Below are 17,461 nucleotides of genomic sequence, written 5' to 3'. Positions count from 1 at the left end.
GGCCCTGCGGAGCAATCCGCGGGGCCTTTCGCGTTTCCGTAGGGGCTGAAAACATGTCGATTTGTTGCGATTGATGCAATACAGCTCTACGGGCGAGTGCTTTTTCTCGGCTTTGGAGGATCGTATTCTATCCATGTAGTTAGCTTGCTAATTAAGTGGAGAGAAATGATGCAATCCCGGGTCAATGTGGCAGTGATGATAGGTTCCGGCGTACCTGCGACGCTGCGGGCCCGAGGGCAACGGGCGTGCTGGGTGGTGTTGGTCGATGGCGAGCGTCGTGGTACTGCCTTCGCCAGCCGGGCTGAAGCGTTGGAGTGCCAGGCCGCCTGGTTGCAGCAACTGGCGAAGGGATATGCGGCTTAGCGGTCCAGGCTTCGCGCCAGCTCGCAGGCTGCCAGGTGGCTGCGGCGAAACCCCATGACCCGGCCAGTGGTACGCTCGGTGATGTGGAAGAACGCGACGCCGGCGGGAATTACCACGAAACGTGCGACGTTGCGTAGAGGTCGGATGTAAGAAATGTTCGAGACCTCTCGACGGATTTCGGTGTTTTCGTGCATATTCTTTCCCCTGTAAATGCATGGACGAGTATCGGACCCATTCTGCCGAGGGGCCTGGCTTTATCTATTGCATCTTTTCTGGCGGCATTGTTGTCAGACAAAACTGTTCCCCATGCGGGATCTATGCCGAGTGTTCTCCAGGGGTTTTGTTGGCGTGCGAGTGTAAAAAATCCTACTTGCCGTATCGATGAGCCCCGCAGACGCTTCAAGCATTGTGTCACTAACCTTTCAGACATCACTTTGAAATGGCCGCCGCGTCACGCCTTCACGACTTCGTGTGGCGGCGGGAAACAACCGGTTCGAGGATCACTTCATTGGCAGTCAGTACTCTGGATACCCACGCCCTGTTCGCTTTGGGCGACTTGCGGGCCAAGTTGGTCAAGCTCTTTCAGGGCCGTTTCATCTACGTCACCGAGCAGAACCCCGATGGCCTTTACATGGCCGAGATCGATACCGACAACGCGATGGTTGTCGATGACAAGCAACGTCTGGAACTGAAGGTCGGGGATCACTTCCGTGCCGCCGTCCTGCCCAGCCGCGAAGGTGGCAAGCTCGAGCTGCGTTTTCGCGAGATCAAGTTCAATGTATATGGGGTGGGTGACTATGCGTTCGTCTCGGTGCCCGAGGGCGACGGCATTGTCTTCCGTGACGGGCAGGGCGTGATGCTTGTGTTCGCTGCCCAGTCCCAGGTGGCGGAAGGCCTGGGCAAACTGCTCAAGGCGGTGACCGGCAAGGTCGCCAAATGGCGCAAGGGCGAGCTGACCACTTTCAAGGCCAGTGAATGAGTGGCGACGATGCGTTGCCTGCGGGGCGCGCCGAGTTTCACCAGCGTCACAAGGCGCAAGCCTTTCGGGACGCCGAGCGCCTGATCGCCCATCGAGCACAGTTGAAAGAAGGCTGGCTGGCCTGGGTAGCGGGTGAGCTCTATCGGCTCGGCCCGCCTCCTTATGTGGCCATGGTGCGGCGCGAGCTGCAGCGCCTGACCCAGCACTGACAGCGTTGACCATTCAGATCCGACTGGCGCTCAGTTGCCCCGGTCGCCACCGCTGCTGACCTCATCCGGCACCTGCTCTCCAGACATGCGTTTGCGGAACAGGGCGGCCCGCGCGAGCAACAGCGTAGTCACGGGCACGGTAATCGACAGCAGGATCGGTATCAGCCAGGCATGCAGCACCGGCCCCTGCTTGAGACCGGAAAAGTACAGGATTGAGGCGAGGCTGACGCACCAGGCGCCGATGGTCGAGGCCAGTGCCGGAGGATGCATGCGTTGGAAGTAATCCTTCAGGCGCACCAGTCCGATTGCACCGACCAAAGCGAACAGGCTGCCTGTAAGCAGCAGTACGGCCGTGGCAAGCTCCAGCCAGAACGGTAGTTCGACAGTCTGGATCATTCGATCACCTCTCCGCGCAGCAGGAACTTGGCCAGGGCAAAGGAGCCGACGAAACCGAACAGGGCGATCAGCATCGCGCCTTCGAAGTAGGTATCACTGGCATAGCGGATGCCCAGTACCAGCATCATCAGCATGGCCAGGATGTACAGGTAGTCCAGCGCCAGGACCCGGTCCTGCGCCGAAGGGCCGCGGAACACCCTGACCAGCGCCAGGGCCATGGCGATGATGAAGATGAACAGGCTGGCGAGAATGGCGTTGGCGAGCAGGCCAGTCATTCGAAGATCTCCATCAGCGGGCGTTCGTAGGTGTGCTTGAAGTGTTCGATGAAGGCGGCTTCGTCGTCCAGGTCGAACACATGCAGCAACAGGATGCTGCGATCCAGGGCCAGCTCTGACCAGACCGTGCCGGGCACCACTGTGGTGATCATCGACAGGGCGGCCAGGCCATGGGCGTCGCGCAGCGACAGGGGGATGTGCACGAAGGCAGAACGTGGTGGATGGCTGCTGGCTCGCAGCACGCCTCGGGCAACCTGCAGGTTGGAGAGGATCACATCCAGGCCCACACGGCCGATCAAGCGTGCAATCACCAGCGGGCGGCGGATATGGGCGTGTTGCGGGCGCAATGGCGCCATCAGCACGGGTGCAAGGATGCCGAGGGCGGCGCCAAGCAGCAGATTGCCAGGGCTGACGGAAAGGTTCAGCACCAGCCACAGCACGAACAGCGCCAGTGACAGTAGCGGGGCGGGGAACAGCCGGTTCATGGTTGTACCTGCGTCATGGTGGTCGGCCCAGGCACGGGGCGGGTGGACATCACCGCTTGGATATAGGCGTCGGGTGCCTGCAGGCCAGCGGCGGTGTCCTGGGTGTAGCGCAGCAGCGGCTCGGCCTGGATGCTGAGGGCAATGCACAACCCCAGCAGTAGCACGATCGGTACGCATTCATAGCGGCGCAGCAATGGCGATGGCCGCTCCTCCGGTTTCCAGAAGCGCTGGATGCCCACGCGGCCGAAGGCGATCAGCGATGCCATGCCCGATAGCAGCAACAGGGCTACCAGGCACCAACCCGCCGCTGACAGGGGCTGCTCGGGTGGCATGCCCAGGCCTTGCGGGTTGAACAGTGCGCTGATCAGGTTGAGCTTGCCGATGAAGCCGGACAGCGGCGGCATGCCAATGATCAGCAGTGCGCAGGCGATGAAGCTCAAGCCTAGGAAGGCCATGGTCCAGGGAATGATCTGACCGATCACTGCCTTCTGCTCGTCGTCGAGGTTGATGCCCTTGGGTGGGTGCAGGGACTCGAGCGGCGGCGGGATGGCGTCCTCTTCGTCGTCCAGGGGCGCTTCGTTGGCCGAGCGCGAGCGCTCGATCAATTCGGCCAGCAGGAACAAGGCGCACAAGGCCAGGGTGGAACTGGTGAGGTAGAACAGTGCCGCGCCGGTGAGGGCCGCCTGACCAAAACCGACCGAGGCCAGCAACGTGCCAGCCGAGACCAGGATGCTCAGCGCGGCGAGACGCTCCAGGCGCTGGGCGGCGAGGATCGAGACGGCAGCCACCGCGAGGGTGACGAGGCCGCCATACACCAGCCATTCCCCACCGAAATTCGCCGAGGCGCCTGCCTGGCCCGAGAACAGTAACGTCCACAGACGCAGCACTGCGTACAGGCCGACCTTGGTCATGATGGCGAACAGTGCAGCGACCGGTGCGCTGGCCGAAGAGTAGGCAGGCACCAGCCAGAAGTTCAGCGGCCAGACACCGGCCTTGACCAGGAATGCCATGGCCAGGATCGCCGCTCCGGCGTGCAGCAAGCCGCGATCGGCCTCTGCAACCAGCGGGATCTTAAGTGCCAGGTCGGCCATGTTCAGTGTGCCCGTCACGCCATAGAGCATGGCCGCGCCGACCAGAAACAGCGACGAGGCGAACAGGTTGATGGCGATGTAGTGCAGCCCGGCCCTGACCCGCGCGCGTCCCGAACCGTGCAGCAACAGACCGTAGGACGCCGCCAGCAGTACCTCGAAGAACACGAACAGGTTGAAGAGATCGGCGGTCAGGAACGCGCCGTAAAGGCCCATCAGCTGAATCTGGAACAGTGCGTGGAAGCTGGCGCCGGCACCGTCCCAGCGGGCACGGGCGAACAGCAGGGCGCTGACGCCGATGACTCCGGTCAGGGTAAGCAGCAGTGCGGACAGGTGATCGAGTACCAGCACGATACCGAACGGCGCCGGCCAGTTGCCGGGCAGGTAGACGCCGATGGACTCGGCCTGGCCCTGGCCGCGTACCCACATCAGCAGCGTCACGGCGATACCCAAACCGATCAGGCTCGACAGCAGGTTCAGGCGCGCCTTGAACTGGCGGTGCTTTTCGCCGATCAGCAGCATGATCGCAGCGGTTACCAGTGGTAGCAGGATCGGGGCGACAATCAGTTGATTCATCCAGCTCATTCCTCACGCTCCCGGCCATCGACATGGTCGGTGCCGGTCAGGCCACGCGAGGCCAGCAGGACCACCAGGAACAGGGCAGTCATGGCGAAGCTGATGACGATGGCAGTCAACACCAGTGCCTGCGGTAGCGGGTCGGTGTAGTTCAGCAGGTCCTGTGGGACGCCGTCCTTGATGATCGGCTCCTTGCCGATGAACAGGCTACCCATGCTGAAGATGAACAAATTGACGCCGTAGGAGAGCAGGCACAGGCCCATGATGACCTGGTAGGTCCGTGGGCGCAGTACCAGCCAGACTCCGGAGGCGGCCAGTACGCCGATGGCGACTGCGATGACTTCTTCCATCAGGCGGCTCCTGTCTGGCTGGATTTAGGATGGCCTGGGCGATAGGCACGTACCGATTGGTGTGCCAGGGCGGTCAGGATCAAGAGCGTGGAGCCGACAACCACGGTGTACACGCCGATATCGAAGAACAAGGCGCTGGCGACATGGATGTCACCGAGCAACGGCAGATGCAGGTGCGCAGTGTGGGTGGTGAGGAACGGATAACCCAGCAACATGGCACCCGCGCCGGTGAGCGTGGCGCACAGCAATCCGGTGCCCATCCAGCGCAGCGGCCGTAGGCTCATCTGAGCCTCGACCCACTGGGTGCCCGCGACCATGTACTGCAGGATGAACGCCACCGACATCACCAGCCCGGCGACGAAGCCGCCGCCTGGTTGGTTGTGGCCACGCATGAACAGGTACATCGAGACCAGCAGGGCGATCGGCAGCAGCAGACGTACCAGCACCGCAGGCACCATCATGAAACCCAGTGCGGTGTCGGTCACATGCCGTGGGTTGACCAGGTCGGTGATCACGTCCGGCGCCAGTTGGCGCTGCTGTGTCGGCAACTGCATGCTTTCTTTCGGCGGGCGGAAGCGGCGCAGCAGGGCGAAGACCGTTAGCGCCACTGCAACCAGCACAGTGATTTCACCCAAAGTATCGAAGCCGCGGAAGTCCACCAACATCACATTGACCACGTTGGTGCCGCCGCCTTCGGGGAGTGCGCGGCTCAGGTAGAACGATGAGATGTCGTTGGGCGTGGGGCGCGTCAGCATGGCGTACGACAGCAGCGCCATACCGCCGCCGACCAGCACTGCAAGTAGCAGGTCGCGCAGGCGTCGCAGGCGTGCACGCTCCTGGCTACCAGGCAGGGGCGAGACACCTTCGATTCGGCGCGGCAGCCAGCGCAGGCCCAGCAGGATCAGCACCGTGGTGACGACTTCGACCACCAGCTGCGTGAGTGCAAGGTCAGGAGCAGAGAACCAGACGAAGGTGATGCAGGTCATCAAGCCGCAGACGCTGACCATGATCAGCGCCGCCAGACGGTGGTACTTGGCCTGCCAGGCTGCGCCGATGGCACAGGCAATTGCTATCAGCCACATGGCGACGAATACACCGGACCCGGGGATCTTGGGGCGGTCCCCCCAACTGATGCCGCTGTACAGCATGGGCGTCAGCCCGGCGAGGAAGGCGGCAACGACCAGCATGAACAACTGGGTCTGCAAGCGGCGGCTGGTCAACAGCCCTTCTAGGTGCCGGGCCAGCAGCATCAAGCGTACCAGTCCATGCTCGAACAGCCGCTTGCCATTGAAGCGTTCGATCAGCGGCGGGTAGGGGAAGCGGCCCAGGCGCAATTGTTTGCGCAGTAACAGGTAGAGCACTACGCCGCCGCACATGGCGATCAGGCTCATGATCAAAGGCGCGTTCCAGCCGTGCCAGATGGCCAGGCTGTATTCTGGCAGGGTGCCGCCTACCACCGGCAACGCTGCGGCAGCCAGCAGCGGGCCGACCGACTGGGCAGGGAAGATGCCAACTACAAGGCAGGTCAGGACCAGCAACTCGACCGGAGCGCGCATCCAGCGCGGTGGTTCGTGCGGTGTATGCGGAAGGTCCTGGGCGGTCGGACCGAAGAATACGTCGACCGTAAAGCGTAGGGCGTAGGCAACACTGAACGTGCCTGCGAGGGTGGCGATCACCGGCAAGGCGGCCTCGACCCAGGCACTGGAAGTAATGAATACGGTTTCGGCGAAGAACATTTCCTTGGAAAGGAAGCCGTTCATCAGAGGCACGCCGGCCATGGAGGCACTGGCGACCATGGCCAGGGTGGCGGTATAGGGCACCAGGCGTATCAGTCCGCTGAGACGGCGGATGTCGCGGGTGCCACTTTCATGGTCGATGATGCCGGCGGCCATGAACAGCGAGGCCTTGAACGTGGCGTGGTTGAGAATGTGGAACACCGCCGCAACTGCTGCAAGCGGGCTGTTCAGGCCAAGCAACAGGGTGATCAGGCCCAGGTGGCTGATGGTCGAATAGGCCAGCAAGCCCTTGAGGTCATTCTGGAACATCGCCGCGAAGGCGCCGAGCAGGAGGGTACAGGCGCCTGCCCCGCCGACGATCCAGAACCACTCCTCGGTGCCTGACAGCGTTGGCCATAGGCGTGCCAGCAGGAATACCCCGGCCTTGACCATGGTCGCCGAATGCAGATAGGCCGAGACTGGCGTGGGAGCAGCCATGGCATGCGGTAGCCAGAACTGGAAGGGAAATTGCGCACTCTTGCTCAGGGCACCGATCAGGATCAGCGGTAGCAACACAGGATAGAGCGCGTGCTGGCGGACGGTTTCGCCAGCGGCCAGGACCTTGTCCAGGTCATAGCTGCCGACCACATGGCCGAGCAGCAAGGCGCCGACCAGCAGGCACAAGCCACCTGCGCCCGTGACCATCAGCGCCATGTAAGCGCCGCGGCGAGCATCGCTGCGGTGGTGCCAGTAGCCGATGAGGAGGAAGGAGAACAGGCTGGTCAGCTCCCAGAAGAACACCAGCTGAATCAGGTTGCCGGAAATCACCAGCCCGAGCATTGCGCCCATGAAGGCCAGGAAGAAGGCGAAGAATCGGGGCACGGGGTCTTGGGGCGACATATAGTAGCGCGCATACAGCGACACCAGCGTACCGATACCCAGCACTAGCAGCGAGAACAGCCAGGCGAAGCCATCCATGCGCAGCACGAGGTTGAGCCCGAGGCTGGGCAGCCAGAGGAATTCTTCGCGGATCACGCCGCCATGGGCGATCTGCGGGTACAGCAGCGCTACCTGGACAGTGCCGACCAAGGCCACGAGCCCGGCGAGAATGGACTCGGCGTTACGCGCATTGTGCGGCAGCACGGCTGCCAGGCAACTGCCGATGAAGGGCAGAAGCAATAGCACTATCAAAGACATAGCGTTCTAATCTACAGAGGTTTGCCATGGATCATACGTGCCACGCTGGTGATCACCAACACGCAAGCTGTGGCAGAATCCTACAAAAGCGCTGTGACAAGCTGTTTTTTTATAACAGTTTTTTTCAGAGCATAGCCGCTGATCAGGAGTTCAACGCCCTGTCTCGCTTTCGCTTGGCGTCAGGCCTTGCGGCTCTGGAAGGGGATCGCGATCGCGGCGAATCTTCAGTTCGCTGACGACTACGGCGATCACGATCAGCAGGCCACCAATAAGCGCCACACCTGGCAAGCGGTCCCCTGCGATACGGCCAACGATGCCGGCCCAGACGGGTTCGCCGGCATAGATCAGTGTGGCGCGGGTTGGCGAGACGGATTTCTGCGCCCAGTTCATCGCTACCTGGATTACCGCGCTCATGGCACCCAGGCCAAGGGCACTGGCCAACAGCAGCCAGGAAAAGTCCGGAATGCGTTCCTGGGTCGGAACGATCATCAGGAATGATAGCGCCGAGGCAGTTGCCAGTTGCACCACCGTGACCCGGCGCACGTCGACCTTGCCGGCATAACGACTGATCAGGATGATCTCGCCGGCGATGGCCACGGCGCTGACCAGGGTCACGATTTCGCCTTCGCTGAAATGCAGCGCACCGCCCTCAGGGCCGGCCAGCAGCATCAGTCCGACGAAGGCCAGGCAAATGCCGATGCTTGGCATCAGGCCGGGCCGACGCCCCAGCACCAACCACTGCAGCAGCGGCACAAAAGGCACGTAGAGTGCCGTGATGAAGGCCGATTGGCTGCTACTGATGGTTTGCAGGCCCATGGTCTGCAAGCCATAGCCGAGCATGATCGATACACCGATCACCACGCCAGCTTTCAACTCGGTGAACGTCAGGCCCGAGAGCGCTCTCGCCGATACCAACCCGACGAAAAATGCCGCTGCCGCAAACCGCAGGCCGACGAAGAACATCGGTCCGCTCACGGCCATGACGTTGTGCACGATCAGGAAGGTGCCGCCCCAGAGCATGGTAATGAACACCAGCACCCATTCGGCTTTGCTCAGGCGAAAGGATACGGACGGCCGTTGGCTGCTGGTGGTTTGGGTCATGGTCTTGCGCACTCGGAAGGGGCGGCGCACAATCGCCGCAAAGTGGGCAGTATACTGCGCAATCCCTACCAGTGAGCAATATAGTGCACAAAGATTCTTCGCACCGTGCTTCGGTGCTGCAGCACGTCAGTCAGAACATTCGCCGCTTGCGTAACGACAAAGGGCTTAGCCAGACTGCTCTGGCCGAACACTCTGGTGTGAGTCGGCGCATGCTGGTCGCCATCGAGGCGGGCGAGAAGAACGTCAGCCTCACCACCCTCGACCTGATCGCCGAAGCGCTGGGGGTGGCGTTCAGTACGCTGATCCAGGCGCCCGAGCAGCGCGATCCTGCACGCATCAACGAGCTGGCCTGGGCCGGCGAGCAGCCTGATAGCCGCGCAGTGCTGCTGGGTAGCAGCCCGGCGCGGCGCGAGGTCGAGCTCTGGGAATGGACCCTGGCACCGGGCGAGCACTATGCCAGTGAGGCTGACGCCGAGGGTTGGAGCGAGCAGATCTATGTGGCCGAGGGCTGCCTGACGCTGTTGATCGAAGGGGGTGAACTGCACCTGCGCGCTGGGGAGTTCCACATCTTCCCCAGCGACTGCCGCTATGCCTACCGCAACGACGGCGACCAGCCCACGCGCTTCGTGCGCAATGTGGTGATCTGACTCCCCCGCCTACCTGGCCAGCAGCGTGTCGGTACTTTCGACAGTGGCAAAGGCGAAGGCCAGCGCTGCCATGGCTGAGTCGTGCACATGCGATGCGGGCACCGTCTGTCCATTGAACTCCAGGGCCAGCGTAGCGCAGGCGTCGTGCGCCACCGAGACCTGGTAGCCGAAGTCAGAGGCGGCGCGGGTGGCCGAATCGATGCACATGTGGCTCATGGCGCCGACGATGGTCAGTGCTTTCACCTCATGCTTGTCGAGCAGCGATTTGAGCTCGGTGTCGCGAAACGCGTTGACCTGATGCTTGAGCACCACCGGCTCGTTGCTGACCGGCAGCACCTTGGCGTGGATCTCGGCGCCTGGCGAGCCGGGGGCGAAGAACGGCGCATCGGCTGATTCGAACTCGTGACGCACATGCACGACCAGGTCGCCGCGCTTGCGGGCAGCGGCGAGCAGGCGGGCAGCGTTGTCGGCCGCCGCGTCGGCGCCATCGAGAGTCCATTTGCCACCGGGGAAGTAATCGTTCTGGATATCGATGAGAATCAGGGCCTGTTTGTTCATGTCGCGTGCCTCCTTGGGCGTGGTCGTGGTGTGACGATAGTTATAGGCTTGAACGAACTACATGAGGATTGGCGCGATCGACACAATGAAGGCAAAAACTGACATCGGCGTAGGCCTGGAAATCGGCGTGCTGGTCTATCCCGAGGCGCAACGTGCCGCCGTGCATGGATTGACGGATCTGTTCACGGTCGCCAGTCGGGTCGCCTGCGAACTCGGTGGTGGGGAGCAGCTGCGGATCCGCGTCAGCCACTGGCAACTGGATCAGGCCGGCGAACTCTGCGAGGTTTACGACAGCCTGCCGGGCGTGCCCCATGATCTCAAGGTGTTGGTAGTGCCGCCCAGTCTTGGTCCGGCACCTGCACCTGCGCTGCTCGAGCGGCACCGCGCGCACTTGTGCCAATGGCATGCACGCGGCACGGTGCTCGCGTCGGTGTGCATCGGCGTGTTCTTCATCGCGGCCAGTGGCCTGCTGGACGGGCGCTCGGCGAGCACCCACTGGAACTACGCCCAGACCTTGGCCGAGCGCTATCCCCAAGTACGTGCCGACGCCAGCGTATCGGTACTGGACGACGGTGACATCATGACGTCGGCCGGCCTGATGGCCTGGACCGAACTTGGGCTGCGCCTGCTGGAGCGTTTCCTTGGTGCGACTCTGGCGCGCGAGACCGCCCGCTACCTGGCGGTCGATCCGGTACCGACCCCGCTGCCCGGTGCGTTGTTCGCGCCGAGGCTGGATCACGGCGATGAAGCCGTGCTGAAGGTGCAGCACTGGCTGCAGGGGAGTGGCGCGCAAGAAGCCAATCTGGCAAGCATGGCCGGATGTGCCGGGCTTGAAGAGCGTACATTTCTGCGACGCTTTCGCGCGGCGACTGGGCTGCGTCCTACGCAATACTGCCAGCAGGTCCGGGTAGGGCGTGCCTGCCGCCTGCTGGAGTTCACCCGGCGCAGCGTCGACCAAATTGCCTGGGGCGTGGGCTACCAGGACCCCGGTGCCTTTCGTAAGGTGTTCCAGCGCATCACTGGCCTTACACCCAGTGACTACCGGCGACGTTTCGCTGTGGTTGCCTGAGCGTCCGCGCCTAGCGGGTGAGGCCCAGGACCTTGCGCGGCGAGACGGTCGTGGTGGTTGCGCAGCGGACATTCCTTCAAAGACATACAGCCGCAGCCGATACAACCATCCAGCTGGTCGCGCAGCATCATCAGTTCTTCGATGCGTTGGGTCAGGTCTTCTCGCCATTGCGCGGAGAACCGCTGCCAGTCTTCGGCGGTCGGTGTGTGCCCTTTGGGCAGTGTATTGAGCGCCTCGGCGACGTGTGCCAGCGGCACCCCGAGGCGCTGCGCCATCTTGATCACCGCTACCCGGCGCAGCATGGCCCGTTCGAAGCGGCGCTGGTTGCCGTTGTTGCGGGTGCTGTGGATCAGTCCCTTGCTTTCATAAAAGTGCAGCGCGGTCACCGCGACGCCGCTGCGCGCCGCCAACTGACCTACGCTGAGCAGGCGCTCCGGTGCCGCCACAATCTGGCTGGGCATGTCGAAATATTCCTTGACCTTGACTTAACTCGAGGTTTTACCCTGCTCGCCATCACGCTGCAAGTACCCCGAGCAAGGAGACTGTTCATGGCGGCCACCCCCCATTCCCTATGGTTTACCCAGATGATCGAGTACGAAGTGCCGGCGATTCGGCAACAGGCCCTGGCCGAGGCTTTGGTCCTGCGGGCCGAGGAGATCGCCAGCCGTTGCGATGGTCTGCTGGGTGTCAGCATTCAGGCCAGTGTCGATGGCAGCCGAGTGCTGCAGTACCTGCAATGGCAATCGCGCCAGGAGTGGGCGGCTGCCGCGTCCTGTTTCGTCGAAGAGCCGTTCCTCGACCTGTTGCAGCGTCACCAGGCGCGCGGCGTCAACTTCACGGCCTACCAGACCCTGCGTAGCCTGGTGCGAGGCCTCGATGGCGGCTTGCACTGCGAGGTTGGTGAGGCCCAGGTTCATCAAGGGGCGTAGTACTGCATGCCATTACCGGCCAATCCTGTTGTTCGCGGGATTGGCAGGGGGCAGTCCGGGCAATCGCAAGGCTGTTGCGGACGATCCGATTGCGGGCGCTGACGGCGTGTTCCATTATCCCGATCTGGAACCGTCCAAGATGTGATCGCAGGAGAGCGCATGAACAGTCTGAACCCCCTTCAAAAATCCATACCGGCACGCCTGGCGCGTGTGCGCGAGGTCATGGTCAGGGAGGGTATCGATGCCCTGTTGGTGCCCTCAGCCGACCCACACTTGTCCGAGTATCTGCCCGGCCATTGGCAAGGGCGCCAATGGCTGTCTGGCTTCCAGGGCTCGGTCGGCACGCTGGTGGTGGCCGCGGGGTTCGCCGGGTTGTGGGTCGATAGCCGCTATTGGGAGCAGGCAGAGAAGGAGTTGGCGGGCAGTGGCATCGAGCTGATGAAGCTGCTACCGGGCCAGCCAGGTGCATTGGACTGGCTGGGTGAGCAGGTTGCCAGCGGCGGTGCTGTGGCAGTTGATGGTGCGGTCATGGCGCTGGCCTCTTCCCGTCAATTGGCAGAGCGCCTGAGCGCGCGCAATGTGAGGCTGTTGACCGATCGGGACCTGCTTGGTGAGGTCTGGAGTGATCGTCCGGCCCTGCCCGGCAACCCCGTCTATCAGCACCTGCCTCCCCAGGCTACGGCCAGTCGCGCGCAGAAGCTCGTTGAGCTGCGTCAGGCCCTCGACAGCAAGGGCGCTGACTGGCATTTCATCGCTACTCTGGACGACATCGCCTGGCTGTTCAATCTGCGTGGTAGTGATGTTTCGTACAACCCGGTGTTCGTTTCCTTCGCCCTGATTAGTCGTGATCAAGCCACGCTCTTCGTCGGTCAGGACAAGATCAATAGCCATCTGCGTCAAGTACTGGCTGCCGACGGTATCCAGGTGCGTGATTACGCGGAAGTTGGTCAGGCACTTGCGGGCCTCGTTGGCGGCACTCGCCTGCTGGTCGATCCGGCGCGTGTCACCCATGGCCTGCTGGACAATCTCGACGAGCGAGTCGTGCTGGTCGAGGGCATCAATCCGACCACGCTGAGCAAGTCGCGCAAGAGCGAGGCGGATCTGGTTCATATTCGCCAGGTGATGGAGCAGGACGGTGCAGCCTTGTGCGAGTTCTTCGCCTGGTTCGAGGCGAACCTTGGGCGCGAGACCATCACCGAACTGACGGTCGATGAGCAACTGAGCGCGGCACGTGCACGGCGTCCTGACTTCGTCTCGCTGAGCTTCTCGACCATCGCGGCGTTCAATGCCAATGGTGCCATGCCCCATTACCGCGCCACCGAGCAATCGCATGCGGTGATCGAGGGTAATGGCCTGCTGCTGATCGACTCGGGCGGCCAGTACCTGGGCGGGACCACCGACATTACCCGGATGGTGCCCATCGGTACACCCAGCCTGGAGCAGAGACATGACTGCACGCGGGTGCTCAAGGGAGTGATAGCGTTGTCGCGGGCGAGTTTCCCGCGGGGCATTCTTTCGCCGTTGCTCGATGCCATCGCCCGGGCACCGATCTGGGCCGATCAGGTCGACTACGGCCATGGCACCGGGCATGGCGTGGGCTACTTCATGAATGTGCACGAGGGGCCGCAGGTCATTGCCTATCAGGCGGCAACTACGCCGCAGACGGCCATGCAGGTCGGGATGATCAGTTCGATCGAGCCGGGCACATACAGACCTGGAGCCTGGGGCGTGCGAATCGAGAATCTCGTAGTCAATCGGGAGGCGGGCAGGAGCGCTTTTGGCGACTTCCTGGCCTTTGAAACCCTGACGCTTTGCCCGATCGACACACGGTGCTTGCTGCCCGAGCTGCTCGATGTTTCGGAGCGCCTATGGCTCAACCGTTATCACGAGACCGTGCGTGAGCGATTAGCGCCCCTGTTGCAAGGCGACGCACTGACTTGGTTGAGACTGCGTACGCAACCGGTCTGATCGACCGACTCGAACGAGAAAGGGCAGCCTGAGGCTGCCCTTTCGTTTATTTGCAGATGACGATCATGCTTCGGCTGGTGTAGCCGGCGGGGTTGATCCCGAACACGTAGTCGCCCGGTTCTTCGTCGCTGTCGCTGGAGCGAGCGATCACCTTGTACCCCTTGCTGCCGCAGGACGCCTGTGCATTGGCGTAGCACTTGTCCCAGGATGATGAAAGGCCGGAGCAGTTGATGTGCAGGCCTTTCTTCCCCCGCTTCACCTCGGTCTTGGCTGTAGCGGCACACCCAGCAATGGCCAAGATGGCCAGGATGAGAAAAATACGTTTCATTCCTGTCCTTATCTGGGCGGTGAGTAGTGTCCGCCCTTCTAGTGATGACTCGTTCTTCCTGAAATTCCCCTGCTTCCGTGCCCGGTTCAGTAGATCGTCTGAAGATGATGATGCCGTGACAGCTTAAACAGCCTGGCAGACAGGTACAAGGCTGAAGCTGTTCCAAATGAAAGTATTTCTCAAATCAGTCAGCCGCTACGGGAGGGCTGCTTTCCTTGCGCATCGAGAGTGTGGCCCCTACCGAGGCAGTAATGATTGCCAGGATCGCCAGCCACTGGGTCAGGCTGAGAACTTCACCAAGGAACAAAAGCCCCGACAGTGCGCCGAATGCGGGCTCGATACTCATCAGTGTGCCGAAGGTTCGCGCGGGCATCCGCGTCAGTGCGACCATTTCCAGGCTGTAGGGCAGGGCGGTAGAAAGGATTGCCACCGCAAGTGCGACCGGAATCAGCGCAGGGGTGAGCAAGGCGCTGCCGGCATGGGCGATGCCGATGGGAGCAACGAACAGCGCCGCGATCAATACGCCCAGGGCCGCAGTCTGAATGCCGTTTTCCGCGCCGGCTCGCTGGCCATATAGAATGTAGAGCGCCCAGCAGACGCCGGCACCCAAGGCGTAGGCCGCGCCGGTCAGGTCGAGGGATGCTCCCGTCTGGCCTGTCGGGATGAGCAGTAGCAGGCCGACGATGGCGAGCGCGATCCAGAGAAAGTCCAGGGCCCGGCGCGAAGCGAAGATCGCTACTGCCAGCGGGCCGGTAAACTCCAGTGCTACGGCGATGCCTAGCGGAACGCTGCGCAATGACATATAGAAGAGGAAGTTCATCCCGCCCAAGGCCAGCCCATAGATGATGACGCTGCGCAGGGTGCTGGCATTGAACCTCGCGCGCCACGGACGCAGCAGCGCGAGCATGATGATGCTCGCAAAGATCAGGCGCAGTGTTGTGGTGCCCTGGGCGCCGACAACCGGAAACATGCTCTTGGCCAGTGATGCTCCGGACTGGATGGAGGCCATGGCAATCAACAGCAGGCCGATAGGGAACAGCGTAGCGGCCAGGCTGCGGGGCTGGGTGTTCATTTGGGGGAGACTGTCCTAATAAGAAGAAAGGGTGATCTGCGCAATATAGTGCGCAAATCCCGGTGGCGGGTGCAACTGCTCTTGAGGTATGCGCAGGCTAAGCCATTCATTCTGATTAAGATTTTGTGAAATAAAAGGTTGACGGCCTCTCAGATCCCCTTATAATGCGCCCCACTTCCGCAGCAAACGGAACGCAAAACTCCTTGTTAATCAACGAGTTAAGCGAGTTCGATGCAGTGTGAAGGGCTTCGATCGTCTGATCGATAGCGGTGAAAAAGGCAGTTGACAGCATCTTCGAGTGCTGTATGATTCGCCTCCCGCTACGAGAGATCGCAGCGAGTCAAGTGTTTGAAGCTAAACGAGTTTCTCGCGAAAAACTTCAAAATAAACGCTTGACAGGCAATGAGGAAAGCGTAGAATGCGCGCCTCGGTTGAGGCGAAAAGCTCTTAACCAAACGCTCTTTAACAAATTGAATCAAGCAATTCGTGTGGGTGCTTGTGAGTATGGACTGATAGTCGCCAAGATTATCAGCATCACAAGTGGCCATGCGAGAAATCACATAGTCATTTGAGATTGCTGAGCCAAGTTTAGGGTTTCTTAAAAACCCAAGCAGTATTGAACTGAAGAGTTTGATCATGGCTCAGATTGAACGCTGGCGGCAGGCCTAACACATGCAAGTCGAGCGGATGACGGGAGCTTGCTCCTTGATTCAGCGGCGGACGGGTGAGTAATGCCTAGGAATCTGCCTGGTAGTGGGGGACAACGTTTCGAAAGGAACGCTAATACCGCATACGTCCTACGGGAGAAAGCAGGGGACCTTCGGGCCTTGCGCTATCAGATGAGCCTAGGTCGGATTAGCTAGTTGGTGAGGTAATGGCTCACCAAGGCGACGATCCGTAACTGGTCTGAGAGGATGATCAGTCACACTGGAACTGAGACACGGTCCAGACTCCTACGGGAGGCAGCAGTGGGGAATATTGGACAATGGGCGAAAGCCTGATCCAGCCATGCCGCGTGTGTGAAGAAGGTCTTCGGATTGTAAAGCACTTTAAGTTGGGAGGAAGGGCAGTAAGTTAATACCTTGCTGTTTTGACGTTACCGACAGAATAAGCACCGGCTAACTCTGTGCCAGCAGCCGCGGTAATACAGAGGGTGCAAGCGTTAATCGGAATTACTGGGCGTAAAGCGCGCGTAGGTGGTTCGTTAAGTTGGATGTGAAAGCCCCGGGCTCAACCTGGGAACTGCATCCAAAACTGGCGAGCTAGAGTATGGTAGAGGGTGGTGGAATTTCCTGTGTAGCGGTGAAATGCGTAGATATAGGAAGGAACACCAGTGGCGAAGGCGACCACCTGGACTGATACTGACACTGAGGTGCGAAAGCGTGGGGAGCAAACAGGATTAGATACCCTGGTAGTCCACGCCGTAAACGATGTCAACTAGCCGTTGGAATCCTTGAGATTTTAGTGGCGCAGCTAACGCATTAAGTTGACCGCCTGGGGAGTACGGCCGCAAGGTTAAAACTCAAATGAATTGACGGGGGCCCGCACAAGCGGTGGAGCATGTGGTTTAATTCGAAGCAACGCGAAGAACCTTACCAGGCCTTGACATGCAGAGAACTTTCCAGAGATGGATTGGTGCCTTCGGGAGCTCTGACACAGGTGCTGCATGGCTGTCGTCAGCTCGTGTCGTGAGATGTTGGGTTAAGTCCCGTAACGAGCGCAACCCTTGTCCTTAGTTACCAGCACGTCATGGTGGGCACTCTAAGGAGACTGCCGGTGACAAACCGGAGGAAGGTGGGGATGACGTCAAGTCATCATGGCCCTTACGGCCTGGGCTACACACGTGCTACAATGGTCGGTACAGAGGGTTGCCAAGCCGCGAGGTGGAGCTAATCTCACAAAACCGATCGTAGTCCGGATCGCAGTCTGCAACTCGACTGCGTGAAGTCGGAATCGCTAGTAATCGCGAATCAGAATGTCGCGGTGAATACGTTCCCGGGCCTTGTACACACCGCCCGTCACACCATGGGAGTGGGTTGCACCAGAAGTAGCTAGTCTAACCTTCGGGAGGACGGTTACCACGGTGTGATTCATGACTGGGGTGAAGTCGTAACAAGGTAGCCGTAGGGGAACCTGCGGCTGGATCACCTCCTTAA

The 17,461-nt window shown here is 61.0% G+C and carries 19 protein-coding genes and 1 rRNA gene; 8 read left to right on the top strand and 12 right to left on the bottom strand.

Features of this window, described 5'->3' with window-relative positions; genetic code table 11:
• The first annotated feature begins 168 nt into the window (after positions 1-168).
• Positions 169-363 carry a hypothetical protein gene (locus tag ACK3BK_RS16575; RefSeq protein ID WP_411384482.1) on the top strand — a complete coding sequence of 65 codons (195 nt, stop codon included), beginning with the start codon at positions 169-171 and terminating at the stop codon, positions 361-363.
• Here the strand turns inward: ACK3BK_RS16575 and ACK3BK_RS16570 are convergent.
• Complete coding sequence (locus tag ACK3BK_RS16570) at positions 360-557, bottom strand: hypothetical protein (protein ID WP_186666683.1); 198 nt, start codon at positions 555-557, stop codon at positions 360-362. The two genes, ACK3BK_RS16575 and ACK3BK_RS16570, sit on opposite strands and share 4 nt — an antisense overlap.
• A gap of 314 nt (positions 558-871) precedes the next feature.
• Here ACK3BK_RS16570 and ACK3BK_RS16565 point away from each other — a divergent pair, with 314 nt between their 5' ends.
• Entirely contained in the window at positions 872-1,342 is a 471-nt protein-coding gene (locus ACK3BK_RS16565; RefSeq protein ID WP_186666150.1) for a hypothetical protein, read from the top strand.
• Positions 1,339-1,551 carry a hypothetical protein gene (locus ACK3BK_RS16560; RefSeq protein WP_411382908.1) on the top strand — a complete coding sequence of 71 codons (213 nt, stop codon included), beginning with the start codon at positions 1,339-1,341 and terminating at the stop codon, positions 1,549-1,551. Before ACK3BK_RS16565 ends, ACK3BK_RS16560 begins: the two co-directional genes overlap by 4 nt.
• Before the next feature lie 30 nt (positions 1,552-1,581).
• On the opposite strand, the gene ACK3BK_RS16555 is transcribed toward ACK3BK_RS16560, so the two are convergent.
• From ACK3BK_RS16555 to ACK3BK_RS16525, 7 genes are all read right to left on the bottom strand, one after another.
• A complete protein-coding gene (locus ACK3BK_RS16555; RefSeq protein WP_186666148.1) occupies positions 1,582-1,947 on the bottom strand; it encodes a Na+/H+ antiporter subunit G in 366 nt (121 codons plus the stop codon).
• Positions 1,944-2,222 carry a K+/H+ antiporter subunit F gene (locus ACK3BK_RS16550; protein ID WP_054894322.1) on the bottom strand — a complete coding sequence of 93 codons (279 nt, stop codon included), beginning with the start codon at positions 2,220-2,222 and terminating at the stop codon, positions 1,944-1,946. Before ACK3BK_RS16550 ends, ACK3BK_RS16555 begins: the two co-directional genes overlap by 4 nt.
• Complete coding sequence (locus ACK3BK_RS16545; protein ID WP_186708040.1) at positions 2,219-2,707, bottom strand: Na+/H+ antiporter subunit E; 489 nt, start codon at positions 2,705-2,707, stop codon at positions 2,219-2,221. Before ACK3BK_RS16545 ends, ACK3BK_RS16550 begins: the two co-directional genes overlap by 4 nt.
• The gene (locus tag ACK3BK_RS16540; protein WP_186666146.1) at positions 2,704-4,380 is read right to left on the bottom strand and encodes a monovalent cation/H+ antiporter subunit D; all 1,677 of its coding nucleotides are present in this window, start codon (positions 4,378-4,380) and stop codon (positions 2,704-2,706) included. Before ACK3BK_RS16540 ends, ACK3BK_RS16545 begins: the two co-directional genes overlap by 4 nt.
• A complete protein-coding gene (locus ACK3BK_RS16535; RefSeq protein ID WP_186666145.1) occupies positions 4,377-4,721 on the bottom strand; it encodes a Na+/H+ antiporter subunit C in 345 nt (114 codons plus the stop codon). The genes ACK3BK_RS16540 and ACK3BK_RS16535 overlap by 4 nt, the downstream gene beginning before the upstream one ends.
• The gene (locus ACK3BK_RS16530) at positions 4,721-7,633 is read right to left on the bottom strand and encodes a monovalent cation/H+ antiporter subunit A (protein WP_411382907.1); all 2,913 of its coding nucleotides are present in this window, start codon (positions 7,631-7,633) and stop codon (positions 4,721-4,723) included. The genes ACK3BK_RS16535 and ACK3BK_RS16530 overlap by 1 nt, the downstream gene beginning before the upstream one ends.
• A 150-nt stretch (positions 7,634-7,783) precedes the next feature.
• Positions 7,784-8,734, bottom strand: coding sequence for a DMT family transporter (locus tag ACK3BK_RS16525; RefSeq protein ID WP_186708042.1), 951 nt, complete (start codon positions 8,732-8,734; stop codon positions 7,784-7,786).
• An 83-nt stretch (positions 8,735-8,817) separates the two neighbouring features.
• Between ACK3BK_RS16525 and ACK3BK_RS16520 the strand changes: the two genes are divergently transcribed.
• Entirely contained in the window at positions 8,818-9,381 is a 564-nt protein-coding gene (locus ACK3BK_RS16520) for a helix-turn-helix domain-containing protein (protein WP_186666142.1), read from the top strand.
• Between the two features lie 9 nt (positions 9,382-9,390).
• Here ACK3BK_RS16520 and ACK3BK_RS16515 read toward each other — a convergent pair whose 3' ends face one another.
• A complete protein-coding gene (locus ACK3BK_RS16515) occupies positions 9,391-9,939 on the bottom strand; it encodes a cysteine hydrolase family protein (protein WP_186666141.1) in 549 nt (182 codons plus the stop codon).
• 85 nt (positions 9,940-10,024) lie between these two features.
• Between ACK3BK_RS16515 and ACK3BK_RS16510 the strand changes: the two genes are divergently transcribed.
• Positions 10,025-11,008 carry a GlxA family transcriptional regulator gene (locus ACK3BK_RS16510; RefSeq protein WP_186708046.1) on the top strand — a complete coding sequence of 328 codons (984 nt, stop codon included), beginning with the start codon at positions 10,025-10,027 and terminating at the stop codon, positions 11,006-11,008.
• Here ACK3BK_RS16510 and soxR read toward each other — a convergent pair.
• The gene (gene soxR / locus ACK3BK_RS16505; RefSeq protein ID WP_411382906.1) at positions 10,978-11,469 is read right to left on the bottom strand and encodes a redox-sensitive transcriptional activator SoxR; all 492 of its coding nucleotides are present in this window, start codon (positions 11,467-11,469) and stop codon (positions 10,978-10,980) included. The two genes, ACK3BK_RS16510 and soxR, sit on opposite strands and share 31 nt — an antisense overlap.
• A gap of 87 nt (positions 11,470-11,556) precedes the next feature.
• Here soxR and ACK3BK_RS16500 point away from each other — a divergent pair, with 87 nt between their 5' ends.
• Together ACK3BK_RS16500 and ACK3BK_RS16495 are read left to right on the top strand one after the other, a co-directional pair.
• Positions 11,557-11,937, top strand: coding sequence for an antibiotic biosynthesis monooxygenase (locus tag ACK3BK_RS16500; protein ID WP_186666137.1), 381 nt, complete (start codon positions 11,557-11,559; stop codon positions 11,935-11,937).
• A gap of 159 nt (positions 11,938-12,096) precedes the next feature.
• Positions 12,097-13,905 carry an aminopeptidase P family protein gene (locus tag ACK3BK_RS16495; RefSeq protein WP_186666135.1) on the top strand — a complete coding sequence of 603 codons (1,809 nt, stop codon included), beginning with the start codon at positions 12,097-12,099 and terminating at the stop codon, positions 13,903-13,905.
• 46 nt (positions 13,906-13,951) lie between these two features.
• On the opposite strand, the gene ACK3BK_RS16490 is transcribed toward ACK3BK_RS16495, so the two are convergent.
• Both ACK3BK_RS16490 and rhtA read right to left on the bottom strand, forming a co-directional pair.
• Positions 13,952-14,233, bottom strand: coding sequence for a hypothetical protein (locus ACK3BK_RS16490; RefSeq protein ID WP_054894309.1), 282 nt, complete (start codon positions 14,231-14,233; stop codon positions 13,952-13,954).
• A 184-nt stretch (positions 14,234-14,417) separates the two neighbouring features.
• Positions 14,418-15,305: a threonine/homoserine exporter RhtA gene (gene rhtA / locus ACK3BK_RS16485; protein ID WP_186666133.1), complete on the bottom strand. Its 888-nt coding sequence runs from the start codon at positions 15,303-15,305 to the stop codon at positions 14,418-14,420.
• Between the two features lie 618 nt (positions 15,306-15,923).
• Between rhtA and ACK3BK_RS16480 the strand changes: the two genes are divergently transcribed.
• A 16S ribosomal RNA gene (locus ACK3BK_RS16480) occupies positions 15,924-17,460 on the top strand.
• The last annotated feature ends 1 nt before the right edge of the window (position 17,461 follow it).

The sequence above is a fragment of the Pseudomonas sp. L7 genome (assembly GCF_046605565.1).
GTDB classification, from domain to species: domain Bacteria; phylum Pseudomonadota; class Gammaproteobacteria; order Pseudomonadales; family Pseudomonadaceae; genus Aquipseudomonas; species Aquipseudomonas wayambapalatensis.
This window is presented reverse-complemented; position numbering and strand designations above follow the sequence as displayed.